Origin of the sequence: Janthinobacterium aestuarii (assembly GCF_051380835.1) — a bacterium.
Classification (GTDB): Bacteria; Pseudomonadota; Gammaproteobacteria; order Burkholderiales; family Burkholderiaceae_D; genus Janthinobacterium; species Janthinobacterium aestuarii.
Genome location: NZ_JBNYXU010000003.1, coordinates 96,939 through 121,872 on the forward strand (window position 1 = coordinate 96,939; position 24,934 = coordinate 121,872).

18 protein-coding genes are annotated in these 24,934 nt (G+C 65.7%); 7 read left to right on the plus strand and 11 right to left on the minus strand.

All coding sequences use genetic code 11. The annotated features are described in order from the left end of the window. Nucleotides 1-98: 98 nt before the first annotated feature. A complete protein-coding gene (locus ACQ4WO_RS10005; protein ID WP_436481261.1) occupies nt 99-1,265 on the plus strand; it encodes a cystathionine beta-lyase in 1,167 nt (388 codons plus the stop codon). 36 nt (nt 1,266-1,301) lie between these two features. Here the strand turns inward: ACQ4WO_RS10005 and ACQ4WO_RS10010 are convergent, their stop codons facing one another. Further along, on the minus strand, nt 1,302-1,664 hold the full coding sequence (locus ACQ4WO_RS10010) for a DUF4870 family protein (RefSeq protein ID WP_128142837.1): 363 nt from the start codon (nt 1,662-1,664) through the stop codon (nt 1,302-1,304). An 86-nt stretch (nt 1,665-1,750) separates the two neighbouring features. Between ACQ4WO_RS10010 and ACQ4WO_RS10015 the strand changes: the two genes are divergently transcribed. After that, on the plus strand, nt 1,751-3,631 hold the full coding sequence (locus tag ACQ4WO_RS10015; protein WP_436481262.1) for a serine hydrolase domain-containing protein: 1,881 nt from the start codon (nt 1,751-1,753) through the stop codon (nt 3,629-3,631). Nucleotides 3,632-3,638: 7 nt separating this feature from the next. Here ACQ4WO_RS10015 and ACQ4WO_RS10020 read toward each other — a convergent pair whose 3' ends face one another. The 7 genes from ACQ4WO_RS10020 to ACQ4WO_RS10050 all read right to left on the minus strand — a co-directional run bounded on the left by ACQ4WO_RS10020 (nt 3,639) and on the right by ACQ4WO_RS10050 (nt 11,865). Then, nucleotides 3,639-3,896 (minus strand): hypothetical protein, encoded by a 258-nt coding sequence (locus ACQ4WO_RS10020; RefSeq protein WP_436481263.1) that lies wholly within the window; start codon nt 3,894-3,896, stop codon nt 3,639-3,641. Next, on the minus strand, nt 3,893-4,747 hold the full coding sequence (locus ACQ4WO_RS10025; protein WP_436481264.1) for an MbnB/TglH/ChrH family RiPP precursor modification enzyme: 855 nt from the start codon (nt 4,745-4,747) through the stop codon (nt 3,893-3,895). Before ACQ4WO_RS10025 ends, ACQ4WO_RS10020 begins: the two co-directional genes overlap by 4 nt. Next, on the minus strand, nt 4,737-5,657 hold the full coding sequence (locus ACQ4WO_RS10030) for a TIGR04222 domain-containing membrane protein (RefSeq protein ID WP_436481265.1): 921 nt from the start codon (nt 5,655-5,657) through the stop codon (nt 4,737-4,739). Before ACQ4WO_RS10030 ends, ACQ4WO_RS10025 begins: the two co-directional genes overlap by 11 nt. Further along, on the minus strand, nt 5,654-6,382 hold the full coding sequence (locus tag ACQ4WO_RS10035; RefSeq protein WP_436481266.1) for a nucleotidyltransferase domain-containing protein: 729 nt from the start codon (nt 6,380-6,382) through the stop codon (nt 5,654-5,656). Before ACQ4WO_RS10035 ends, ACQ4WO_RS10030 begins: the two co-directional genes overlap by 4 nt. A gap of 109 nt (nt 6,383-6,491) precedes the next feature. Continuing rightward, a complete protein-coding gene (serB, locus tag ACQ4WO_RS10040; RefSeq protein WP_436481685.1) occupies nt 6,492-7,334 on the minus strand; it encodes a phosphoserine phosphatase SerB in 843 nt (280 codons plus the stop codon). A gap of 55 nt (nt 7,335-7,389) precedes the next feature. After that, nucleotides 7,390-10,833, minus strand: coding sequence for a transcription-repair coupling factor (mfd, locus tag ACQ4WO_RS10045; RefSeq protein WP_436481267.1), 3,444 nt, complete (start codon nt 10,831-10,833; stop codon nt 7,390-7,392). A gap of 87 nt (nt 10,834-10,920) precedes the next feature. Continuing rightward, nucleotides 10,921-11,865 carry a 5'-nucleotidase gene (locus tag ACQ4WO_RS10050; RefSeq protein ID WP_436481268.1) on the minus strand — a complete coding sequence of 315 codons (945 nt, stop codon included), beginning with the start codon at nt 11,863-11,865 and terminating at the stop codon, nt 10,921-10,923. Between the two features lie 340 nt (nt 11,866-12,205). Here ACQ4WO_RS10050 and ACQ4WO_RS10055 point away from each other — a divergent pair, with 340 nt between their 5' ends. The 4 genes from ACQ4WO_RS10055 to ACQ4WO_RS10070 all read left to right on the plus strand — a co-directional run bounded on the left by ACQ4WO_RS10055 (nt 12,206) and on the right by ACQ4WO_RS10070 (nt 19,610). After that, nucleotides 12,206-13,975: a methyl-accepting chemotaxis protein gene (locus ACQ4WO_RS10055; RefSeq protein WP_436481269.1), complete on the plus strand. Its 1,770-nt coding sequence runs from the start codon at nt 12,206-12,208 to the stop codon at nt 13,973-13,975. Between the two features lie 353 nt (nt 13,976-14,328). Then, the gene (locus ACQ4WO_RS10060; RefSeq protein ID WP_436481270.1) at nt 14,329-15,915 is read left to right on the plus strand and encodes a methyl-accepting chemotaxis protein; all 1,587 of its coding nucleotides are present in this window, start codon (nt 14,329-14,331) and stop codon (nt 15,913-15,915) included. Beyond that, the gene (locus ACQ4WO_RS10065) at nt 15,915-16,781 is read left to right on the plus strand and encodes a putative bifunctional diguanylate cyclase/phosphodiesterase (protein WP_436481271.1); all 867 of its coding nucleotides are present in this window, start codon (nt 15,915-15,917) and stop codon (nt 16,779-16,781) included. Before ACQ4WO_RS10060 ends, ACQ4WO_RS10065 begins: the two co-directional genes overlap by 1 nt. Nucleotides 16,782-16,832: 51 nt before the next feature. Further along, nucleotides 16,833-19,610, plus strand: coding sequence for an ATP-binding protein (locus ACQ4WO_RS10070; RefSeq protein WP_436481272.1), 2,778 nt, complete (start codon nt 16,833-16,835; stop codon nt 19,608-19,610). A gap of 3 nt (nt 19,611-19,613) precedes the next feature. On the opposite strand, the gene ACQ4WO_RS10075 is transcribed toward ACQ4WO_RS10070, so the two are convergent. Continuing rightward, nucleotides 19,614-20,534 (minus strand): lipase secretion chaperone, encoded by a 921-nt coding sequence (locus ACQ4WO_RS10075; RefSeq protein WP_436481273.1) that lies wholly within the window; start codon nt 20,532-20,534, stop codon nt 19,614-19,616. A 10-nt stretch (nt 20,535-20,544) separates the two neighbouring features. Further along, entirely contained in the window at nt 20,545-21,459 is a 915-nt protein-coding gene (locus tag ACQ4WO_RS10080) for a lipase family alpha/beta hydrolase (protein ID WP_436481274.1), read from the minus strand. A 362-nt stretch (nt 21,460-21,821) separates the two neighbouring features. On the opposite strand from ACQ4WO_RS10080, the gene ACQ4WO_RS10085 reads away from it, so the two are divergent. Beyond that, nucleotides 21,822-22,478 (plus strand): TetR/AcrR family transcriptional regulator, encoded by a 657-nt coding sequence (locus ACQ4WO_RS10085; protein ID WP_436481275.1) that lies wholly within the window; start codon nt 21,822-21,824, stop codon nt 22,476-22,478. A gap of 160 nt (nt 22,479-22,638) precedes the next feature. Here ACQ4WO_RS10085 and ACQ4WO_RS10090 read toward each other — a convergent pair whose 3' ends face one another. Next, nucleotides 22,639-24,918, minus strand: a complete 2,280-nt coding sequence (locus ACQ4WO_RS10090) for a penicillin-binding protein 1A (RefSeq protein WP_436481276.1) — start codon at nt 24,916-24,918, stop codon at nt 22,639-22,641. Between the last annotated feature and the right edge of the window lie 16 nt (nt 24,919-24,934).

The following is a 24,934-nucleotide window of genomic DNA, read 5'->3' on the forward strand; positions in this document are numbered from 1 at the left end:
CAACAGTACGGCAGACAAGGGCATAAGCCCTTACAATCAAGGCGGACCGGCAATTGCTGGCCCGCCTTTTTATTTGCCTAAGCCCCGTTGCCGACGCCATGACCACACCCAAATCTCCGCAGACCGCGCTGATCCACAGCGATTACCAGGCGCCGCAAGGCTTTGCCGCGTTCCCGAACGCCATCCACCATGCGTCCACCGTGCTGTTCAAGGACGTGGCGGCCATGCGCTCCGGTGACTGGAAAGAGAAGAACGCCTACACTTACGGCTTGCACGGCACGCCGACCACCTTCACGCTGGAAGCGCGGCTGGCCGAGATCGAAGGGGGCAAATACTGCCTGCTGGCGCCGTCGGGCCTGGCGGCCATCGCCATGGCGGACTTTGCGCTGCTGAAAACGGGCGACGACGTTTTATTGCCGGAAAATATATACAATCCGAACCGTGAGCTGGGGCGCTGGTTGTCGCAGGACTTCGGCATCGCGGCCCGCTATTACGATCCGCTCATCGGCGCCGGCATCGCCGCCCTGATCCAGCCAAACACCAAACTGATCTGGACCGAAGCGCCCGGTTCCGTGACGATGGAAGTGCCGGATTTGCCCGCCATCTGCGCGGCGGCCCATGCGCGCGGCGTGCTGGTGGCCCTGGACAACACCTGGTCGGCCGGCCTGGCCCTGCGCGGCTTTGACCTGGGCGTGGACATCATCATGCAGGCGCTGACGAAATACCAGTCCGGCGGCTCGGACGTGCTGATGGGCGCGCTGATCACGCGCGAGCGGGCGCTGCACGACCGCCTGGCGCAGGCGCACATGCTTCTGGGCATGGGCGTGGGGGCGGACGACGCCTATCTGGTGCTGCGCGGCTTGCCCACCATGAAGCTGCGCTTCGACGCGCACGATGCGGGCGCACGCACGGTGGCCGCCTGGCTCAAGGGGCGCAGCGAGATCGCCACGGTGCTGCATCCGGCCTTCGCCGATTGCCCGGGCCACGCCATCTGGCAGCGCGATTTCACGGGCGCGGGCGGCCTGTTTTCCGTGCTGTTCGATGCCCGTTACACGGAGGCGCAGACGGACCGTTTCGTCGATGCATTGCAGTTGTTCAAGATTGGCTACAGCTGGGGCGGCGCGAACAGCCTGGTGATGCCGTACCGCATCGCCGCCATGCGCAAGGGCTGGCAGTTGCCTGGCCAGCTGGTGCGCCTGAACGTGGGGCTGGAAGATCCACAGGACTTGATCGCCGATATCGAACGGGCGTTCGCGGCGATGTAGGCGGCGGCAAGCCGTTGGCTTGCCGCGAAGCACCTGTTACATGGGCACGGGCTTGTTGTTGTTCAGGTCGAGGAAGCCGCGCAGCAAGCGGTATGCCTTCCACAGCCAGGCCACGCCCCACACGATGATGGCCAGCGGAATGCCGATCAGCGTGACCCACAGGATGGCGCCGACGACGACCCAGGCCACATACCACCAGAATGAACGGATCATCCAGCTGTGATGGCTGTGCACGAAGGTCCCGGCAGCCTCGTCCCGCTTCACGTAATTGATGATGAGCGGAATGAAGGAAAACGCGCCCAGCGAAAACACGAAGCTGGCGCCATGTATCAGGTACAACCACCAGGCCAGGTTTTTGGTCTGCTGGAGTTGGGTATCCAAAATAATATCTTGTGACATGAAAGCTCCCGTCGTTGCTCAATTTTTAATTGTAACAAGCAAAGCGGCGCAGGAGCGCAGTCCATGGAAAAAGGCAGAATACATTGTTGAAACGAGATCGATATCCTACCCTGGCCGCGCGCGCCAGGTCGTGGCTGCAGCGCGCCGTGCCTGCCTTGCTGCTGTGCTGTGCCACCGTGGCTCATGCCGCCGGCCCCACCCTGGAGGCGGAGTTCGCCGCCGGCTTGAAGGACGAGGGCCTGGCGGGCGCCGTCTGGAGCGAAGTCTTGCCTGACGGAACAGTCAAAGTCGGCGCGTCCGGCTTGCGCGATGCCACCAAGAACATACCCATGCAGACGGGCACGCGCATGCAGGTGGGATCCGTGGGCAAAGTGGCGCTGGCGCTGGGCGTCTTGCGCCTGGTCAGCGAAGACAAGCTCACGCTCGACACGCCCGTGCAGCAGGTGCTGCCGGAACTGGCGCTGAAAAACCCGTGGCAGGCCAGCGACCCCGTGCGCATCCGCCACCTGCTCGCGCATACGTCGGGGCTCGATAACGTGCGCTTCTGGCAGGCGTTCAGCCTGAACCCGGCGCCGGAGACGCCGCTGGCCGAGGCGTTTGACGGTGGGCGCAATCTGCTGCGCGTGCGCGCGCGGCCCGGCAGCCGCTATGCGTACTCGAACATGGGCTATGGCTTGCTGGGCATGGTGATCGAGAAGGTCACGGGCCAGCCGTATGAACGCTATCTCGACGCGCAGCTACTGCAACCGCTGGGCATGGCGGACAGCACGTTTGCCTATGTTACGCAAATGAGCACGCAAACAGGATCGCATGCGGACCCGCGCCTGGCCATGGGCCACGTCGAGCATGGCGTGGCGCAGCCGGCCGTACCCCAGTATTTGCGTCCGGCCGCGCAATTTACCACCACGGCGGCCGACATGGGCAAGCTGGCGCAATTCCTCATGGGCGATGGCAAGCTGCAGGGCGCGCAGTTCATCGACCTGGCCGTGATGGGCGCCTTGTCCGAACCGGCCGGCACGGATGCGGCGCAGGCGGGCCTGGCAACGGGCCACGGCCTGGCGCTGGCCGTGCGCGACCGCCATAACGTGGTGGGTGCCTGCCATCCCGGCACGACTGTCGGTTTTCGCGCCATGCTGTGCATCTACCCGGAGCAGGACAGCGCCTTCTTCGTGGCCTTCAATACGGATGCGGAGCAGGCCGACTATGAACGCTTCAACCGCCTGCTGCTGCGCGACCTGGAACTGCCGCTGCGCGCGCCGGCCCCACGCGGCACGCCCGCGCCCACGGTGGAAAACTGGCAGGGCGTCTACGTGCCGTCGCCCAGCCCCATGGCCAGCATGGCCTGGGTCGACGCCATCTTCGGCTTTACGCGTGTGAAATGGGATGGCGAGTCGCTGTTCCTGATCCCGTTCCAAGGCGAGCCGAAGGAGCTGGAGCCGGTGCGCGGCTTGCTGTTCCGCGCCAGCGACCGCAGCACGCCATCGCACGTGCTGATGCAGGAGGATGGCAAGCATGTGCTCAGCGATGGCTTGCGCAGCTATGAGCGCGCGTCGATGCTGCGCATGCTGGTGCTGTGGGGCAGCCTGGCCCTGGGCGCGGCGGGCTTGCTGTATGTGCTGCTGGTGGGCGTGTGGCGGGCGGCGCGGCGCAGCCTGGAACGGGGCGACCATCTGTTCGCGCCTTTGCTGGCCATGCTGGCGCTGCTCTTGCCGCTGCCGTTTTTCTATTTCCAGTCTTATCTGCGACTGGGCGACGTCACCATCGCCAGCGTGCTGCTGGCATTGACGACGGGCGCGCTGCCGCTGGCGACGGCGTTCGGCCTGGCCCGCTGCTGGCGCAGCCGCGGCACGGCGGCCGAGGCGGGCTTGCTGGCGAAATGGGATTGGGTGGCCTTGCTGGCGGCCTTGCAACTGCTGCTGGTGCTGGCCTGGTGGGGCTTGCTGCCGCTGCGCATGTGGCAGCTGTAGCGGGCGCTTAGCGCCACATTTGCAGCAGCCGGCGCCACCAGCGTTGCGCTGGTTTCGTCTGGCCACCGCGCCCGGCGCGCTTGGCGCGATAGCTGGCCGCCGCCATCTGCAGGCCGATGCGGTCCATCGCCGCCATCGCCTCCGCTTCCTGCGGCGACAAGCCATGCAGCAAGGCTTGCGCGCGCGGATCGAGCAGGAAGGCGGCACGCAAGGCGTCGTCCGTGTACAGCCTTGCCAGGTACGTTTCCAGCGCGGGAGAACTCATGCGGCTCGCCCCGCGCGCAAGGCCGCGCGCGCCGATTCCAGCTGGCCCAGCACATGCCCGAACGACGGGTAATTGCCGTCGCGTTCGACGATCACCGTCAACGGTTGCGGTGCATGGCGCGCCAGCAACGTCAATAAATCGAAGACTTCGGGCGGCACGTCGTGCAGGTGGTCGTCCAGCAGGCGCTGGCCGCCGCCCGGCGCAGCGATCCAGTGGCCGCCGCTCAGGTGCACGGCGCCGACCCTGTCCAGCGGCAGGCGCAGCAGCAGTTCCTGCGGCGACTCGCCGGCATTCACGGCATTCGCATACAGGTTGTGCAGGTCGAGCAGCAGCGGCACTTGCGCGCCATGGATGATGCGCGTCAGCCATGCCGCTTCGTCCATGGTGCTGGCCGGCGGCTGGACGAGGGTGGCGATGTTTTCCATCAGCGGGGCGCTGCCGACGATGCGCGTGGCCAGCGCGATATTGGCGATTGCGCCGGCGGCGCTGTGCTGCGTGCGCGGCGGCGCCGCCAGGTGGCCGATCTCGACGCCGCCGGCGCGCACGAAACTCAGGTGCTCGGACCACGATTCCGCCTGCACCGTTTTCATCAGGCGCGCCATCGCATGCAGGCGGCGCGGATCGGCGGGAATCGTCGAGGCCAGCCCCATGCCCACGCCATGCAGGCTGACCGGCACCTGGCGCGCCAGGCTGCGCAAGGCGGCGATGCCGGCGCGCGAGGCGCCGTAATAATCGTCGGCGATCACTTCCAGCACATCGATCCGCGCCAGATTGGACAGGATGCCGGCGGCCAGTTCGCCGCGCCAGCCCAGGCCGACGCGGTCGCGCGTGGCGTCCTGGCTAACTGCCACAGCCGCCGCCACCACCGCAACCGCCACAGCCGCTGCCGCCGCCGTCACCGCCGCCGCCCGATGACGAGTCGCCCGAGTCGCCCGTGCTGCTGGACGAGGAGTCGCCACCGCCGTTTTGCCGCGGCACCGGATACAGCTCGGCGACATAGGCGTACACGGACAAGGGCAGGGCGCCGATGCCGAAGATGGCGGCCAGCAGGGCCATGTCGGCGCTGCTGCTGCCCGCCTGCAAGCGCGCCGAGCGCATGTTCAGGCGTCCGAACAGCATGCGCAGGTCGGTCAGCAGCCGCTGCGCGCTCCAGCTGGTCGCCTGGGTGCGCAAGCCGCGCAGCATGAGGAGAAAAATCGCCAGCAGGACCGCCAGGAACAGCAGATTGTAGTGCTGGCGGCTGATGGCGATGACGGCCTTGACGCCGGCCACCGTCAGCAGCAGCCAGTGCGCGGCCCAGGTGATGCGTTCGCGCCGGCGCAGCAGCGGCGGGCCGACCAGCAATTCCTGCCGCGTCAACGTCTCCTGGTAGGCGCGGCACGATGGCAGCATGTCGGCCTGCACGGCCAGTTCCTTGCTGTGGCCCTGGCGGCCCAGGTACAGCCGCAGCACGTCGCGTTCGATGTCGTGGCTGGCAAAGCGCAGGCTGTCGGCGCTGGCCGTTTCCAGCAGCGGGCCGTCGGCGCGCAGCAAGCCGCGGTCGACCAGCACGATGGCGGCGATTTTCACGGCTTCGAGCGCGCCGCCACGCAAAAAAGCAATGCGGTAGGGATCATCGGCCAGCGACAGCTGGGCGTGCGGATTACGCAATTCCATGCGGATCAGCAGCTCGCGCGCCAGGTAGTACACGAGCGCGCCGAAGATCAGGTAGGCCAGCAGGAACGATGGCCCGCTCCAGTCAAACGGATTGTAGCCGTTCACCGCATCTGCTCCGCATGTTCGCGCAGGCGTCCGGTAATCGTCATCAAACCCGTAAAGGCGGGCAGGGCTTGCCCCGGTGCCAGGCGCGCCGTTTCGCGCGCGGCCGACATGGTGTGCAAAGCCGTGTGCAGGGCCGGGTCGCCCAGCTGGTCGACAAATGCTTCGAGCGCCTGCTTGCCAGATTGTGCAGACTTGCCCTCGAGCTGCGCCAGCGAGGCCGCCGCCGAACGCAGGGGGCCGGCCGCGTCGGCGATGGCGCCGGCCAGCTGTTCTTCAGTCAGGCTTAGGAGCATATAGCGTTCGCGCATGCGCAGCTGCTGGTTCAGCAGCACTTGCCGCAGCCGGCGCAGCACGGCGTCGCGGCTCGTGTGCAGGCTGGCGAATGGGTCAACGCCATGCAGCACCCGGTGGCGCGCGATGATGTCGGCGAACTTGACGGCGAAGGCGTCGGCGGCCTGCGTCAATTCGCTTTCGAGCAGGAACATCACCTGCAAATCGATGGCGGCGTGCGCCAGGCGCAAGGGACCGCGCAGCGCATCGGCCGCCTGCGGCGTAAAGCGCTTGAGCAGCAACAGCAGGTTGACGTCGGAGGTGGCGCGCAACTGGCCATCGGCGGCCGAGCCAAACAGCACGGCGGCGGCCAGGTCGGCGCCGAAGGCCGTTTGCGCGGCGGCGATGAATATATCGAGGTGGCGTTGTATTTCTTCTGGCAGCGGTGGCGGCATGCGGTGTTCTTTCACGATGGGCTGGCGGGGTGATCACAAGTTTGCAATATAGCAAACTTGTGCCGCCGTGCGCGCACCGCCCGCCAGATAGCGCTAAGCTGGCGCCGACTCAGCTCAACACGTTGAGCAAGCCATCGAGTCCGACAAAGTTCAGCGCCACGTCGGCCTGCGAGCGCACCACGGGCTTGGCGCGGAAGGCGACGGACAGGCCGGCGATGCCCATCATTTTCAAGTCGTTGGCGCCGTCGCCCATGACGATGGCCTGCGATGGCGTAATGCCCATCTCCGCACACACGCGCTCCACCGTGCGCTGTTTTTCCTCGGCGTCGACGATGCCCCCTAACACTTTGCCCGTCAGCTTGCCGTTGACGATTTCCAGTGCGTTCGCATGCGTGTAGTCGAGGCCCAGGCGTTGCTTCAGGCGTTCGGTGAAGAAGGTAAAGCCGCCCGACACCAGCAGGGTTTTCAGGCCGGCCTTTTGCACGGCCGCCAGCATGGCTTCCGCGCCCGGCGACAGCTTCAAACGCTCGTCGTAGACGCGCTGCAGGGCCGATGCATCGAGGCCTTCGAGCAGGGCCACGCGCTGTTTCAGGCTGGCCGCAAAATCGAGTTCGCCGCGCATGGCCGCTTCCGTGATGGCCGCCACTTGCGGTTTGAGGCCCTGCATGTCGGCGATTTCATCGATGCATTCGATGGTGATCAGGGTCGAATCCATGTCCATCGCCACGAGCTTGAATTCGCTGAGTTCACGCTGTCCCATCATGTAAGTGGCGTCCAGCTGCGCCGCCTGCGCCGCCACTTCGATCGTGGGGCGCAGCGCGGGCGAATAGGTGATCTGTTCGCAGCGCACGGCGTTCGGACCGAGCCGCGTGACGGACGTCGGCGCGGCCAGCGCGGCAATGCGTTCGAGGCGGGCGCTATCGCCGTCCAGGCCCTGCAGGATCAGATTCATGGTGATGGTCTTGGTATTGGTCATGGGACAGCCCTGCATAAATTATCGAAATGGTCTACACCGTCAATTGCTTGATGGCGGTCTTGATCTGCGTCACGCGCGCGGCCAGGTCCGGCATGGCGGCCGTGATTTTCAGCTTGTCCTGGCCATGCAGCTTGATATGGCGGTTTTTCTGGATCAGGTCGATGATGCGCATCGGGTCGATCGGTGGCTTGGCCATGAATTGCAGGGTGGCCGCCTCGCCATGCACGTCGATCTTGACGATGCCCACGGTTTTCGCCGCGATGCGCAATCGATGCGTCTCGACCAGGGCCTTGACGGCGTCGGGCAGCTTGCCGAAGCGGTCGATCAGCTCTTCCTGGATATCGTCGATCTTCTCTTGCGTGGCGCAGTTGGCCAGGCGCTTGTAGATCGACAGGCGCTCGTGCACGTCGCCGCAGAAATCGGCCGGCAGCAGGGCCGGCACGTGCAGGTTGATCTCGGTCGTCGAGGCCAGCGGCGCGGCCAGGTCCGGCTCCTTGCCCGCTTTCAGCGAGCGCACGGCTTCGTTGAGCATGTCCGAATACAGCTGGAAGCCGATTTCCGTCATCTCGCCCGACTGGCTCTCGCCCAGCACCTCGCCGGCGCCGCGGATTTCCAGGTCGTGCATGGCCAGGTAAAAGCCGCTGCCCAGTTCTTCCATCTGCTGGATGGCGTCCAGGCGGCGCTGCGCCAGTTTGGTAAGACCTTGCACGTCGTGCACCAGCAGGTAGGCGTAGGCCTGGTGATGCGAGCGGCCCACACGGCCGCGCAGCTGGTGCAGCTGCGCCAGGCCGAACTTGTCGGCGCGGTGCATGATGATGGTGTTCGCCGTCGGCACGTCGATGCCCGTTTCAATGATCGTCGTGCACAGCAGAATATTGAAACGCTGGGCGACGAAGTCGCGCATGACTTTTTCCAGGTCGCGCTCGTGCATCTGGCCGTGCGCCACGGCGATGCGCGCCTCTGGCAGCAGTTCCGTCAGCATGGCCAGGCGGTTCTGGATGGTTTCCACCTCGTTGTGCAGGAAGTAGATCTGGCCGCCCCGTTTGAGTTCGCGCAGGCATGCTTCGCGGATGATGGCTTCGCCTTCGCTGCGCACGAACGTCTTGATGGCCAGGCGCTTTTGCGGCGCCGTGGCGATGATGGAAAAGTCGCGCAAGCCTTCCAGTGCCATGCCCAGGGTGCGCGGGATCGGCGTGGCCGTCAGGGTCAGCACGTCCACTTCCGCGCGCAGTGCTTTCAGCGCTTCCTTCTGGCGCACGCCAAATCTGTGTTCCTCGTCGATGATGACGAGGCCCAGGCGCGTGAATTTCACGTCGTCGGACAGCAGTTTATGCGTGCCGATGACGATGTCGATGGTGCCGTCGGCCATGCCCTTGAATGCCTGCGTGATTTCCTTGCCGCTGCGGAAGCGCGACAGTTCCGCGATGCGCACGGGCCAGTCGGCGAAGCGGTCGGCAAAGGTCTGCGCGTGCTGCTCGGCCAGCAGGGTGGTGGGCGCCAGGATGGCCACCTGCTTGCCTCCCATCACGGCGATGAAGGCCGCGCGCAGCGCCACTTCCGTCTTGCCGAAGCCGACGTCGCCGCAGACGAGGCGGTCCATCGGTTTACCGGAAGTCATGTCCTTGATGACGTTGTGGATGGCTTCTGCCTGGTCCGGCGTCTCGTCGAAGCCGAAGCTGTCGGCGAAGCGCTGGTAGTCGTGCGACGAGAATTCGAACGAGTGGCCCTGGCGCAGCGCGCGGCGCGCATACAGGTTGAGCAGCTCGGCGGCCGTATCGCGCACCTGTTCGGCCGCGCGCTTCTTCGCTTTTTCCCACTGGCCCGAACCGAGCGAGTGCAGCGGCGCGTCTTCCGGCGATGCGCCCGAATAGCGCGAGATCACATGCAGCTGCGACACGGGCACGTACAGCTTGGTGTCCTTCGCGTATTCGAGATGCAGGAACTCCGTCTCGCCTTCGCCCAGGTCCATGCTGGTCAGGCCCATGTAGCGCCCGATGCCGTGGTTGATGTGCACGACGGGGTCGCCGATCTTCAGCTCCGACAGGTCGCGTACCATCGACTCGACCTGCGTCACGCCTTCCTGTTTCTTGGTGCCGACCCGGCGGCCGGAACCGGCATACAGCTCCGTCTCCGTGATGAAGGATAAATTTCCGTCCGGCGTAAACAGCTCGAAGCCCGCATGCAGCGGCGCCACGCCCAGCATCAGTTTGGCGTCGGATTGCAGGAAGCCATCGCTGCCTTCCACCGGCGTCAGGTGCAGATCGTATTCGGTGAAGTACTGCTGCAAGGTTTCGCGGCGGCCGTTCGATTCGGCGCAGATCATCACGCGGCGGCCCGATTGCAGCAAATAGCTGCGCAGGTTGGCCAGCGGATCGTCGGCGCGGCGGTTGACGGCGATGTTCGGCACGGGCGCCGACAGTTCGGATGCCAGCGCATCGTTCGACTTGGCGATCGCCAGGCGCGCATACGGCTTGGCCAGGCCGAAGAACTGCTCGTCGGACAGGAACAGCGATTCGGGCGGCAGGATAGGCCGTTCGCGGTCCGCCTTCAGGAAGCGGTAGCGCGACTGCGTATCGGTCCAGAAGCGGCCAATGGCAGAGTCGATCTCGCCTACCAGGGCCAGCGAGGCGTCGGGCGGCAGATAGTCGAACAGGGTCGCCGTCTGCTCGAAGAACAGGGGTAAATAATATTCGATGCCGGCCGAGGCGATGCCGCTGCTGATGTCCTTGTAGACGACCGAGCGCGATGGATCGCCCTCGAACTGTTCGCGCCAGCGGTTGCGGAAGGTGGTGCGCGCCGCTTCGTCCATGGGGAATTCGCGGCCCGGCAGCAGCCGCACTTCATGCACGGGATACAGCGAACGCTGGGTGTCGGCATCGAACGTGCGGATGGTGTCGATGGTGTCGCCGAACAGGTCCAGGCGGTAGGGCAGGGCCGACCCCATGGGGAACAGGTCGAGCAGGCCGCCGCGCACCGAGTATTCGCCCGGCGACATCACTTGCGAGACATGGCTGTAGCCGGCCAGGGTCAGCTGCGACTTCAGGCGCGCTTCGTCGAGCTTTTCGCCCTTCTTGAAGAAGAAGGTGTAGGCGGCCAGGAACGATGGCGGCGCCAGGCGCACGAGCGCCGTGGTGGCCGGCACGATCAGCACGTCGCATTGGCGCGTCTGGATTTCGTGCAGCGTGGCCAGGCGCTCGGAGACCAGGTCCTGGTGCGGCGAAAACGCGTCGTAGGGCAGGGTTTCCCAGTCCGGCAGCAGATGGCAGCGCAGGTCCTTGCCGCCAAACCACGGGATTTCATCGAGCAGGCGCTGGCCGTCGCTGGCCTGCGCCACCACCACGGCCAGCATCTGGCCCCGCGCTTTCAAGGCCAAAGCGGCCAGCGCCAGGGCATAGGCGTCGGATGAACCATACAGGGCGGGCAACGCATAGCGGTTGCCGGGCTTGGGGAGGGCTTTCGTTAAGTCTAAGGACATGCAGGCGATGACACTAGTGGCAGAGGCAGTTGAATGGGACAGCTGTGGTGCGCGCCGCGCCGCCAGTGACGGCGCTGACAGGCAGGATTATAGACCATCGCCCGCGCGCGCATTGGCAACGCCGAAGGGAACATGCACCATCGGGATGGTGCCGCCCGCCGATTTGAGGTGGCTCAGCTGGTCGTCGAAGAAGATATGCGGCTTGAACACGGCCAGCACGCGCGACTTGTCCATGCCGCCGAGGAAAAACGTCTCGTCGGCCGCCACGCCCCAGCTTTTCAGGGTCGTCACGACACGTTCGTGCGAAGGCGCGTTGCGCGCCGTGATGATGGCGATGCGCAGGATCTTTTTATAGCCGGGGTCGCGCCGCTGGGCTCTTTCTTCCAGGCGCTGCATGGTGGCCAGCTTCTGGAACAGGCCGGCCAGCGGTCCGGGGCGGTGCGGCGTGCCCACGTTCAGGGTTTCATGGGCGTGGAATTCATCGACGTCGTTGTTGCGCTTGAAGACGGTTTCCGCTTCGTCGTCGGCGATCACGCCGTCGAAATCGAAGGCCACGCGCAATTCCTCGTCGTCCTCGTCGTCTTCCGTGCGCGACGGCAGCACCAGGCCGGCCGGGTAGTCGCAGGCCAGGGCGCTGCGCACGTCGCCTTCATTCGCGCTGAGGAACAGCGAAGCGTTGAAGGCGGGCAGGTAGGGGTAGGGCGACTTGCCCGTCATGAAGGCGGCGCGTGAAATGTCCAGGCCGTAGTGGGCGATCGAGTGCATGACGCGCAAGCCCGTTTCCGGCGAATTGCGCGAAAACAGCACCACTTCCACGGGCGACTGGCGCGGATAGTGCTTGTTGATGTTCAGGAAACGGCGGATGAAGGGGAAGGCCACGCCGCGCGGCAGGACCGTGTCGATATGCGTTTCCTGGTACTTGCGGTACTCCTCGGGGCCGTTGTCGAGGTAGACCTGGTGCGATTCGGCCAGGTCGAACAGGGCGCTGGAAGCGACCCCGATCACCAGTTTGTGTTCGATAGGATAAGCCATGGTCTGCCTGTTGTTTGCTTGTTGCTCATCTTATACGACTATTAACTGCGTAGCCAATAGTGAAGCACGGTCACTTTTTGCACCAAAGCGGGGCGCCATGTCAATTTTTTTGACCGCTGTGCAATACGCACCACAGTAAAGAAATAAATATTGTCTTGTATCAAGTATATGGCAGTCAGCGCGCTCTTTTTCCACTATGCTTCCACTTATGAAATCTCGCCAATTGTAACGAAGCGTACGCCCTATCCCCGCCACCTTTATACAAGTGTCAGCTGTTTTACTCGAACATGCCAGCCCCGACTTCGCCAGCAGTCTTCGTGACTTTATAAAGGATCTAGCCATGTTTAAGAATTTACTGATCAAATGGAAGCTGGCGACGCTCGTCGCCGTGATGATGGTGGCATTGCTTGTGGTGGGCGTCAGCGGCTATTCGGGCATCGCCACCGTCGGGCGCGCCGTCAATGAAATCGGCGTGGTGCGCCTGCCGTCGATCCAGGGCCTGATGATGATGAGCGAAGGCCAGACGGCCGTCGCCGCCGCCACCCTGACGGCCGCCATGTATGAAAACAATTACCAGGCACAGGACAAGTTCGCGGAAGCGCTGCAGCTGCGCACCAAGGCATGGACGAATATCGAGGCGGGCCGCAAGCTGTACGAGCCGCTGCCGCAAACCCCCGAGGAAGCCGTGCTGTGGCAGCGCTTCCAAGGCGAGTGGGCGGCCTGGAAGGCGGACGACGACAAGGTGCGCGCCATCTTGCGCCAGCTGGCCGACAACCGCGACGAGCCGCGGCAGAAAGAGTTGTTTGCGGCGTTCTACAAGCAGTACCAGGATTCGCGCGCGCTGTTCGGCAAGGCCGAAGGCACGCTTAACGAGATCATCAAGCTCAATAACGGCGTGGCCGATGCCAGCGTCAAGGATGGCAGCGCGGCCGTGATCCGCTCGGAAAGCCTGATGGTCATCCTCGGCTTGCTGGCCTCAACGCTGGGCATCGGCTGCGCCGCCTACATCACGCGCGCCATCACCCAGCCGATCAATGCGGCCGTGAAAGTGGCGCAGACGGTGGCCTCGGGCGACCTGACGAGCCAGATCGAAGTGCACACGACGGAAGAAACGGGCCAGCTGCTGCGGGCGCTGAAAGACATGAATTCCAGCCTGGTCAGCATCGTCGGCCAGGTGCGCAGCGGCACGGAGACTATCGCCACGGCGTCGTCGGAAATTGCCAGCGGCAATCTGGACCTGTCCTCGCGCACGGAAGAGCAAGCCAGTTCGCTGGAAGAGACGGCGTCATCGATGGAAGAGCTGACGTCGACTGTGCGGCAGAACGCCGACAACGCCCAGCAGGCGAACCAGCTGGCGCTGAACGCCTCGGGCGTGGCGGTCAAGGGCGGCGCCGTGGTGGGCAAGGTGGTCGAGACCATGGACGCCATCAACGATTCGTCGCGCAAGATCGTCGACATCATTTCCGTCATCGACGGCATCGCCTTCCAGACGAATATCCTGGCGCTCAACGCCGCCGTGGAAGCGGCGCGCGCGGGCGAGCAGGGACGCGGTTTCGCCGTCGTGGCCACCGAGGTGCGTAATTTGGCGCAGCGTTCCGCAGCAGCCGCCAAGGAAATCAAGACGCTGATCGGCGACTCCGTCGTGGCCGTCGACACGGGCAGCAAGCTGGTGGCCGAGGCGGGCAGCACGATGGCTGAAATCGTCGCCAGCGTGCAGCGCGTGACGGACATCATGGCGGAGATCAGCCTGGCCACGCAGGAGCAAAGCTCGGGCATCGACCAGATCAACCAGGCCATCGGCCAGATGGACCAGGTGACGCAGCAAAACGCGGCCCTGGTGGAAGAGGCGGCCGCCGCGGCCGAATCGCTGCAGGAGCAATCGGGCCAGCTGGCCCAGGTGGTCAGCGTCTTCAAGCTCGATGGCGCGCAGGCGCCTGCCGCGCGCGCAAACGCAAAGCCGGCCGCGCCGCGCGCCGTGGCGGCCAGCGCCGCGCTGAAGCGTCCGGTACCGGGACATGCTTCGCGCCCCGCCGCAGGCCGCCCGGCCCTGCACGCCGTGCCGTCCCAGCGCCAGAGCGCGCCGCGCGACGACGAGTGGGAAGTGTTCTGATCGATTGACGGCGCCCGCATGCGCTACCGGACGGCCGCCTTGCGCGGCCGTTTTTACAGGCGTGCACAGATGCGCACTGCGGCTACTACTTACCAAAAAAACAGCGTTACAAAAATAGCTGTTTTGTCATCTAAGCAAATCTTTTCAAAACTTAACGCGACATTGCCTGTGAGATAACTCACACTGCCAGCCGTACCACCCTTGTTCCCGCCTCGGCCACATCCCGGCTGACCCTTCCGCCTGCTGCGTCCGGCCATACCTGGCAGGCGGCAGCCATTGCCGTCAGCCTTGCATGCGAGCCCGGCGCGATGACCGATGCACCACACTGAAGGATGCGAATGAAGATGGCAAATATGAAAATCGGCACACGCCTGCGCTGCGCCTTTGCATTGTTGACCTTGCTGCTGCTGGCGACCGCCGTGCTGGGCATGCTGCGCCTGTCCAGCCTGGAACTGCGCATGCGCGACGTGATCGATGACAAATATCCGAAAACCGTGCTGGCCAACGACATCATCAAGAATGTCAACATCATCGCGCGCTCCTCGCGCAACCTGCTCCTGATGACGGAACCGCAGCAGCTGGCGCAGGAACGCGCCACCATCGCCAGGGCGGGCGGCGAAACGGAAAAAAGGCTGGCGCAGCTGGAAAAGGCGGTGCAGTCGCCGCAGGGCCGCCAACTGATGGCGGCCGTGACGCAGGCGCGCGCCGCGTTCAACGGCGGGCGCGACAAGGTACTGGCCCTGCTGGAAGAGGGCGCGCGCGATGAAGCGACCAGCTTGCTGCTCGGCACCGTGCGCGGCGAGCAGCTGCGCTACATGGCGGCGCTGGAAAGCCTGATCGCGTACCAGCATGAGCTGATGGAGGAGGCGGGCGCGCAGGTGCATCACGAATACGCGACGGCGCGCAACATGATGCTGGCGCTGAGCGCGCTCGCCGTGCTCTTTTCGCTCGTCACGGCCTGGCTGGTCACGCGCAGCATCGTCGATCCGCTGCGCCATGCCTTGAGCGTGGCGCAGACCGTGGCCGCCGGCGACCTGACGTCGAGCTTCGGCCGCCACGGCGGCGATGAAACGGGCAAGCTGCTCGACGCGCTGTGCATCATGAATGGCAACCTGCTCGACATCGTGCAGCGCGTGCGCAGCGGCACCGACACCATCGCCACGGCTTCGTCGCAGATCGCGGCCGGCAATATCGACCTGTCCTCGCGCACCGAGGAGCAGGCCAGCTCGCTCGAACAGACCGCGTCGGCCATGGAGGAACTGAGCTCCACGGTGCAGCAGAACGCGGACAATGCCCGCCATGCCAGCGTGCTGGCCGTCGAGGCGGCGAACATCGCCGGCGCCGGCGGGCAAGCCGTGGGCCAGGTGATTCATACGATGGACGCCATCAGCGCGTCGTCGGCGCAGATCGCCGACATCATCGGCGTGATCGACATGCTGGCCTTCCAGACGAATATCCTGGCCCTGAACGCGGCCGTGGAAGCGGCGCGTGCGGGCGAGCAGGGGCGCGGTTTTGCCGTCGTGGCAACGGAAGTGCGCAACCTGGCGCAACGCAGCGCGGCGGCGGCGCGCGATATCCGCGCCCTGATCGCCACCTCGACGCAGCAGGTGGACGCAGGCGCGGCGCTGGTTGCACAAGCCGGCGCCACGATGCAGGAAGTGGTGGCGGCCGTGGGGCGTGTGAGCCAGATGGTGGCCGACATCACGGCGGCCAGCGCCGAGCAAAGCACGGGCATCGGCCAGGTCAGCCAGGCGGTCGTGCAGATGGACGAAGTGACGCAGCAGAATGCGGCCCTGGTGGAGGAAGCTGCGGCCGCTTCGCAATCGCTGGAAGGCGAGGCGGCGAATCTGCTGCAGGTGGTCAGCGTGTTTCGCCTGCGCCAGGGGCCCGCGGTTCTGGCGGGCCGCCCTGCGCCTGCCGTGCCGCGCCTGCTGGCCTAGTGGCGCGCCTGGCAAGGTTCTGGCACGGCGCGCTGGCGCTGCTGTGCCGGGCGCCGGCGCGCAGCCGGGAGTTGCAGGGGCGCCTGGACAGGGCCATCGTCGATGGCGAATTCTGCTTTCACTACCAGGGCAAGTTCGATACGGCGCAGCTGCGCCTGGTCGGCCTGGAAGCGTTGCTGCGCTGGAACCATCCGCGCCACGGCCTCGTTTACCCGAACGAATTCATCGGCCTGGCCGAGCGGACGAACGCCATCGCCGCGCTGGGCAACTGGGGCATCGACGCGGCCTGCCGCCAGCTGGCGCAGTGGCGCGCGGCGGGCCTGCCTGTGGTGCCGGTCGCGGTGAATGTCTCGGCGCGCCAGCTGTGCCAGCCGCAATTGCCCGATTTTGTGCTGGGCTGCCTGCGGCGTCACGCCATTCCGCCCGGCCTGCTGGAGCTGGAAGTGACGGAAAGCTGCTGCATCGACGACATGGCGCAGGCGACGCAGGGATTGCGCCGGCTGCGCGCGCTGGGCCTGTCCATTTCGCTCGACGACTATGGCACCGGCCATTCGGGCCTGAGCCATGTCAGGATGCTGCCGATTCACACCATCAAGATCGACCGCTCCTTCATCCACGACGTGGCCAGCGGTGGCCGCGACGCCGTCATCGTCGCCTCGACCATTGCGCTGGCGCGGGGCCTGGGCTTGCAGGCGCTGGCCGAGGGCGTGGAAAACGGTGAACAGCTGGCGCAGCTGCGGCGGCTGGGTTGCCCGCAGGTACAGGGCTTTTACCTGCACCGCCCGGCGCCCGCAGCCGACGTGGCCGCGCTGCTGGCCGCGGGCGCGCCGGCCGGCCTGGTACGGCCTGGCGCGGATGCTCAGTAGAATATGGCCACTGCAAGCCGCGTGCTTTAACACCTACTCCCCCACGCAAGAATGATAAACAGTCCTGCCCCGGCCTATGTCTTCGGCCCGTTTCGCCTTTTGCCGCTGGAGCGCCTGCTGTTCGAGGGCGAACGCGCGCTGCGCCTGGGCAGCAGGGCCATGGACTTGCTGCTGGCCCTGCTGGAGCGCGCCGGCGACATCGTCGATAAGCATGAGCTGGTGGCCATCGTCTGGCCCAATGCCGTGGTCGACGACGCGACCTTGCGCGTGCATCTGGCGGCGCTGCGCAAGGCGCTCGGCGATGGCCGCGATGGCCAGCGCTACATCACCACCATTCCCGGGCGCGGCTACGGCTTCCTGGCGCCGCTGGCGCACACGGGCCGGCCGGCGCCCGGTACGGCCGGCACCGAGCCGCGGCACAATCTGCCCGTCATGCTGACGCGCATGCTGGGGCGCGCCGAGGTGCTGCAGACGATGGCCAACCAGTTGCTGCAATTGCGCCTGCTGTGCATTGCCGGCCCGGGCGGCATCGGCAAGACCACCCTGGCCGTCGTCCTGGCCACGCGCGTGCTGCGCCGCTATGCCGACGGCGTGTGTTTCGTCGACCTGTCGCCGCTGGAAGAGGGGCGCCTGGTGCCGCTGGCGCTGGCCACGGCGCTGGGCGTGGCCGTGGCGGCCGGCGACGCCATGCCGGTCTTGCTGGCCTACCTGCGCCCGCGCCACATGCTGATCGTGCTCGATAACTGCGAGCACGTGATCGGCGCGGCCGCCGCGCTGGTCGATGCCTTGCTCAAGGGTGCGCCGCTGCTGCACGTGCTGGCCACCAGCCGCGAGCCGCTGCGCATCACCAGCGAGCAGTTGCAGCGCCTGCCCGCGCTGGAATTGCCGCCGGCCGATGCCGTGCCCGATGCGGCGGCAGCGCGCCATTTCGCCGCGGTGCAGCTGTTTTGCGAACGCTGCGCGGCCGTCGACGATGCTTTCGTGCTGGCCGACGCCGACGTGCCCGTGGTGGTGGACATCTGCCGGCGGCTCGATGGCATCCCGCTGGCGCTGGAGCTGGCGGCCGGGCGCATCGGCCATTTCGGCCTGCACGAATTGCGCCGCCAGCTCGACGACCGTTTTCGTTTGCTCACGCGCGGCGCGCGCAACATGCCCTTGCGCCATCAGACACTGCGCGCCACCCTCGACTGGAGCTACGGCCTGCTCGACGCGCAAGAGCGCCAGGTGCTGCAGGCGCTGAGCGTGTTCAGGAGCCGCTTCCGCCTCGAGTCGGCCAGCGCCGTGGCCGGCTGCGACGTGTTCGACACCCTGGCCGACCTAGCGGCCAAATCCCTTGTCAGCATCGAATTTTGCCGCCAGTACGTGTATTACCGGCTGCTCGACACCACGCGCGCCTATGCCGGCGCGCTGCTGTCGGCGGGCGGGGATGCGGGCGCCGTGCTGCTGCGCCACGCGCGCCATTGCCTTGGCCTGGCCCAACGCATCGCGGCCGACTGGGGGAGCATGCCGCCGGCCAGCTGGAGCGCGCGCTACGGCCGCCATGTCGACGACCTGCGCGCCGCCATCGACTGGGCTTTTGGCGAGGAGGGCGACGTGGCGCTGGGCGTGTCCCTGACCCTGGCCGCGCAAACCCTGTTCTATCAGCTGTCGCTGATGGACGAATACCGCGTGCGCGTCGGGCGGGCGCTCGAGCGCATGGCCGCGCATGCGCTGGACGACCCGGACAGCGAGATGCGGCTGCATGTCTCGCAGGCGCACCTGCTGCTGCATACGCAGGGCATCACCGGCACCATGCTGCGCTCGTTCCAGCACGGCTATGCGCTGGCCATGCGCACGGACGATGGCAGCCGCCGCTTTGAGGCGATTTGCGGCATGTGGATCTGCAGCCTGAAGCTGGCCGATTTCCAGCGCGCCGACAGCTACGCCATCGAGCTTGCCGTGCTGTGCGACGCGCGCGACGACACGCCGATGCGGCTGGTGCTGGCGCGCATGCGCTCCGTGGGCGAGTATGTGCAGGGACGCTACGCGCAGTCGGCGGCGCTGGCGCGCATGGTGCTCGCCCATCCCGAGGGTGCGCGGCAGCTCGGCTTCAATCATGCCTTGCTGGCCGATCACCAGGTCTGCCTGCGCGGCACGCTGGCGCGCTGCCTGTGGATGCAGGGCCGTCCCGACGACGCCCTGGCCCTGGTGCGCGAGGCGGTGGCGGTGGGCTTCGAGCACAATGGCGTCACGCTGTGCGTGGCGCTGGCCGTCAATGCCATTCCCGTCGCCCTGTGGTGCGGGCAGCGGGAACTGGCGCATGCGTGGACTTGCCTGCTGTGCGAGCATGCGGCCCGCTATGGCTTGCTGTACTGGAGCGCCTGGGGCGCCGCCTACCAGCGCCTGCTCGATGGGGGCGAGGCGCAGACGCAGTTCCCCTGGCCTGCGGTGCGCAGCTGGCCGATACAGGTCGATTTGATGGCCACCCTGCACGACGCGGCCGCCGATAGCCAGGCGCTGCGACGCGCGCGCATGGGCATGGCGCCGTGGAGCGCGCCGGAAGTGCTGCGCCGCGACGCGCACCACCGCTGGCGGGCGCTGGCGCAAGACGATGCTGCCGGCCTGGAAGCGGTACGGGTGCAACTGGAAGAAGCGCTGCGGCTGGCCAGGGGCCAGCAGGCGCCTGGCTGGGAGCTGCGCTGTGCCACCAGCCTGGCGGCCGTGCTGCAGGCGCAAGGCCGCCGCGCCGCCGCGCATGCCGTGCTGGCCCCCGTCCATGCGGGCTACCGGCAGGGGCGCGACACGACGGACGTGATGGCGGCAGCGGCTTTGCTGGCGCAGCTGGCTTGAACGCTATTCGTAGGCGCCCAGCCGGCGCTGTTCGTCCGGGGTAAAGCTGGCGTCGCGCAGCTGCTGCAGGGCTGCCGCATCCTGTGCGCCGCCGGGCAGGCTGGCCTTCTGGGCTTTGAGCGCTTGATAGGCGATGATGCGCTGCTGCCACTGCGATTCTTCGCGGTCCAGTTCCGCCAGGCGCGCGGCCGCCGCCGGCGTGAAGGTGCTGGCGCGCAGGCGGTAGACTTCGTTGTCGCCGCCGCCCTGTGCCCGCAAGGCCTTGACGGAGGCGTCCAGCTGCGCCACCCGCAGCGGCGCGTCGCGCGCGGCGCGCTGGGCGGGCGTCATTTTTTGATCGAGTGCCGCCAGTTGCGCCTGGCGCTGCGCTTCATCGAGCGACGTGTCGCCGAGGATGGCCATGCGCGCCACGGCATCGTCGTCATACGCGTCGCTGGCGTCGAACAGGCCCGCGCTTTCTTCGGCTGTAAAGTAATTGCCGCGCAAGGCGCGCATGGCTTGCAGGCGCGCGCGCGCCGCCAGGGCCGCATCGGCTTGCGCCGGCAAAGCCTGTTCCGCACCGGCCAGCGCCTGCTTGTAGGCCAGGTATGCGTCCAGCAGGCGCTTGGCATCGCGGGCGGGGACGGGCGCCAGGCGCCGGTCCAGTTCCGCCTCGATCTGGCTGCGGATGGCGGCCAGCGGCTTTTCACCGAGGCCCGCCAGGTAGTAGTCGAACAGGTGCGCCAGTTCCGCGTCGACCACCAGCATGTCGCCGGTGGCCACCGTCACGTTGCCGTCGGGCCGCGTGCCTTCCATCGAGCGCACGAACGCGAACAGGTCCGGTTCCGCCTTTTCCGGCGGCGGGGCCGGTGCTTCGCCAGGGCGCAGCGCCAGGTACAAGGCCAGGGCCGCCAGGCTGCCGCCGATGATCCATTTCGCGTGCATGCGCGTCTCCTTACAGTCCCAGGCCTTGCAGGCGGTTGGCCTGCTGGCGGAAGACGGTGACGGGGTTCGTTTCGAACAGGTTGACGATGCCGACGAACTGGTTGACTTCATCGAGGTGGTTCATGGCGTAGTCGTCGCGGATCACCTTGCCCAGGTGGCTGGAGCAGCTGCTCACCAGGCCATCGTTCTTGGCACCGCCGAAGGCCAGGCTGATGGCGGCCAGCAGCGGGTCTCCCACGTCGAGCACGTTCGTGTACGGTTGCGCGCCGCTCCAGGAAAAATAGTGCACGCCTTGCACTTGGTACGCGCCTTCGCCGCAGGCGGACGTGGGCACGCCTTGCGGATGGCGGCTATTAAAAGCGAGCGAGCCGGCCGTGGACAGCGACGCCAGCGAGGCGCCCGCGTTTTGCGGCAATCCCTTGTTGCCCGACAAAATGCCGATCAGGGAGGCCAGCGCATTGCCCAGCGCGTTGCTGGTGTTGGGAATGGCGCCGCTGAGGATGTCGGCCACCTTGGAGCCTTTGTTGACGCCGGCCACGCTGGTGACGGATGCCACCAGATCGGGGCGCACGGAAGCGACATAGCGGGCCGTGGGGCCGCCGTGGCTATGGCCGATCAAATTGACCTTGGCCGCCCCCGTGGCGGCGAGGATTTGCCGCACCTGCGACAGCAGCTGCTCGCCGCGCACTTCCGTGCTGTTGGCGGCCGACACGGTGGTCACATACACTTGTGCGCCGCCGCTGCGCAGGGCGCCGGAGACGCCATAAAAATAATCGACGGGACCGAGTTTGTCGAAGCCGAACAGGCCGTGCACGAGCACGATCGGGTACTTCGTTTGCGTGTAGCCGGCGGCGCTGGCGCTGCCGGGCAGGATGGCGAGGGTGAGGAGCAGGGTCGATAGCAGTTGCCAAAAGCGAGTCTTCATTTTGTCTCCGTTATTTGAATAATATGGAAATGTCGATGCTGTAGCGGTGAACCGTGCGCTCCTTTACATTCTCGATGCATTAAAAATAGCGAGCGCTCGGTTTTTTAAATGTAGCACCGCTCGATGTAAATTGCATTTGAATTGCATGATGCAGCGCAATAACTGTGGGTATTTGGCGTGGCTTATGCGCCCATTGCATAGTTGAAAAGTAAAATAGTTGTTTTCCTGAGCTATAATCGGCCCCGCATCCGCCGCCCCGCCGTCTTGCAGTGCCTTGCCCTGGCATTGCATGGATATCGCTCTTACACCGTTATTTGGGAATGCACTTGTCGACCCATTTTAATTTTGAACAGTTTCAGCAGATGACGCCTTTAAATGGCGAAAACATCTGGGAATATATTCTTGACCGCCACGCGGAACGTATCGGCGTCAAGCGCCGCAAGCCGGCGCTGGAAAATCTTGAACGCATCTTCGTCGCCACCTTCCGCCTGGCCAATGACGTGGGTTTTCGCGCCATGAGCTTGCGCGACCTGTGCCGCGAGACGGGGCTGTCGATGGGCGGCCTGTATGGCTACATCACCAGCAAGGATCAACTGGCCGAAATGATCGAGGACGTGGTGCGCCATGCCACGCAAGCCTTGCCGCTGCTGTTCGTCGACGTGAGGTCGCCGCTGGACCGCCTCGAAGCGATGATACGCTCGTCGATCTACCTGTCCGAAGTGCTGCAGCCGTGGTTTTATTTTGTCTTTATGGATTCGCGCGTGCTGCAGGTCGAGCAGCGCAGCATGGCGAAGAATTCGGAACTGTATGTCCAGACCCTGATCGCCGCCACCATCGCCGAAATCGAACCGAAGCCGCAGGGCGATCCCACCTTGCTGGCCGCGCACTGCCTGGCCCTGTTCCAGGACTGGTACGTGAAACGCTGGAAGTACCGCGCCGCGAAGGTCAATGTCGACGATTTCGCCGACAGCGTCGTCAGTACCGCGCGCGGGTATTTGAGCATGGTCAAGGCGCCGTAACAACGCAGAAGTGGGTCGGGTTACGCGGTGCCCGCTAACCCGTTTATGGCTGTTGTTTGACGCAGTAAGAGGTAGGTCGGATTAGCGCAGCGTAATCCGACAAGAGCCGACTGCGGCTTGTCGGGTTACGTCGTTCCTCCTAACCCGACCTACGGGGCCATCAGTTCGTGGTTTCTATGGGCAGCGTCTCCGGCACGGCTGCCGGATCCGTCGGCGTCTCCACGTCCATATCCAGGGTCCTGATCCCGTTCATGTCGATGAATTCATCGTACAGCCACTCGCCGTCGACCTGGCTCAGGCCCTCCGGCACGGCGCGCGTGATTTGCGGGCGCGTCGACAGGGCCGTGCGCATGTAGTCGATCCAGATCGGCATGGCCAGGGTGGCGCCGAATTCGCGTCCGCCCAGGGACTTGGGCTCGTCGTAGCCCATCCACGCCACCGCCACGATGCCGCCGCTGTAGCCGGCGAACCAGCCGTCGACGGCGTCGCTGGTGGTGCCCGTCTTGCCGGCGATGTCAGTCCGGCCCAGTTTTTTTGTTGCCGCCGCGCCCGTGCCCGTGCGCGCCACTTCGCGCAGCATGCTGTCCATCACGAAGGCGTTGCGCGGGTCCAGCGCCAGGGTCTTCTCGTCGTTCGGCGCGGGCGGCTTGGTCTGCATCAGGATGGCCCCCTTGGCGTCGACGATGCGGTCGATCAGATACGGTTCCACCTGGTGGCCGCCATTGGCGAACAGGGCGTAGGCGCCCGCCATCTGCACGGGCGTGACGGAACCCGTGCCCAGCGCCATGGTCAGATTGTTAGGCTGGCGGGCCGGGTCGAAGCCGAATTTTTCCATGAAGTCGTGCGTGTACGACACGCCCAGCGCGCGCAGGATGCGCACCGAGGCCACGTTCTTCGATTGCGCCAGCGCGTAGCGCATGGTGATGGGACCGTCGAACTTGAAGTCGTCGTTCTGCGGCGCCCACACCTTGCCGCCCGCCTGCATTTCCAGCGGCACATCGTTGATCAGGGTGGCCGGTGAAAAGCCTTTTTCCAGCGCCGCCGAATACACGAAGGGCTTCATGGCCGAACCGGGCTGGCGCCAGGCTTGCGTGACGTGATTGAACTTTTGCAGGTTGTAATCGAAGCCGCCCACCATGGCGTGGTAGGCACCCGTGTCCGCGTCGAGCGAAACGAAGGCGGCGGCCACCAGCGGCACTTGCGTGATTGCCCAGTTGTCCTTGCCATCTTTGGTGATGCGGATCACGGCGCCCGGGCGCAGCTTGATGCCGGCGCTGGCTTTGGCGGACAGGGCCGGGGCGGCGAAGCGCAAGCCGTCGCCCGTGATGGTCTTGGCGTCGCCGTCGCCCGTATCGGCTACCACCTTGCCGCTGGCCACGTCCGTGACGACGGCGGCGATCAGGCCATCGCTGTCCGGGCGTTTTTGCAGCGCCGCGTCGATGGCGTCGTCGCGCTGCTCCGGATCGGCTGGCATGTCGATGAAGGTTTCCGGGCCGCGGTAGCCGTGGCGCTGGTCGTAGGCGATGACGTTGCGCCGCGTCGACGCGTAGGCCGCGTCCTGGTCCGCTTTCAGGATCGTCGTGTAGACGCTGATGCCCTTGGTGTAGCTGTCTTCCTTGAACTGCGCGTAGACGGCCTGGCGCGCCAGTTCGGCCACGTATTCGGCGTGCGTGTCGAAACCCTGCTTGCCGCGGCTATTGATATGCAGCGGCTGGGCCAGCGCCTGCTGGTACTGGCCTTCGCTGATGTAATCGAGTTCGCGCATGCGTTTCAAGACCAGCCGCTGGCGCGCGTGCGCCTTTTTCGGATTGCTGATCGGGTTGTGGCGCGACGGGTTTTGCGGCAGGCCCGCCAGCATGGCCATTTCCGCGATCGACAGTTCATTGAGCGGTTTACCGAAGTAGGTTTGCGCCGCGCTGCCGAAGCCGAACGAGCGCTGGCCCAGGTACATCTGGTTCATGTACAGCTCGAGAATCTGGTCTTTCGACAGGGCCGACTCGATTTTCAGGGCCAGCATGATTTCATTGAGCTTGCGCGAAGCGACTTTTTCGCGCGTCAGGAAGAAATTGCGCGCCACCTGCATGGTGATGGTGGAGCCGCCGCCGTGGCCGAAGCCGTGGCGCAGGTTCGACAGCACGGCGCCGCCGGCCCGCACGAAGTCGATGCCGTGATGCTCGTAGAAGCGGCCATCCTCGATGGCCAGCAGGGCCTTCTTCATCATTTCCGGCACTTGCGCAATCGGCACGAAATCGCGGTGTTCCTCGCCGAATTCGCCGATCAGCACATTGTCGGCCGTGTACACGCGCAGCGGTATCTTCGGCTGGTAATCGGTGATGACGCCCAGTTCGGGCAGGCGGGGGCGCACGTACAGGAACAGGTAGGCGGCCAGGAGCAGGGCAGCGGCCAAGGCGGCGCAGCCGGCGATGATGATAGCGCGCACGGTGGTGCGGCGGGAA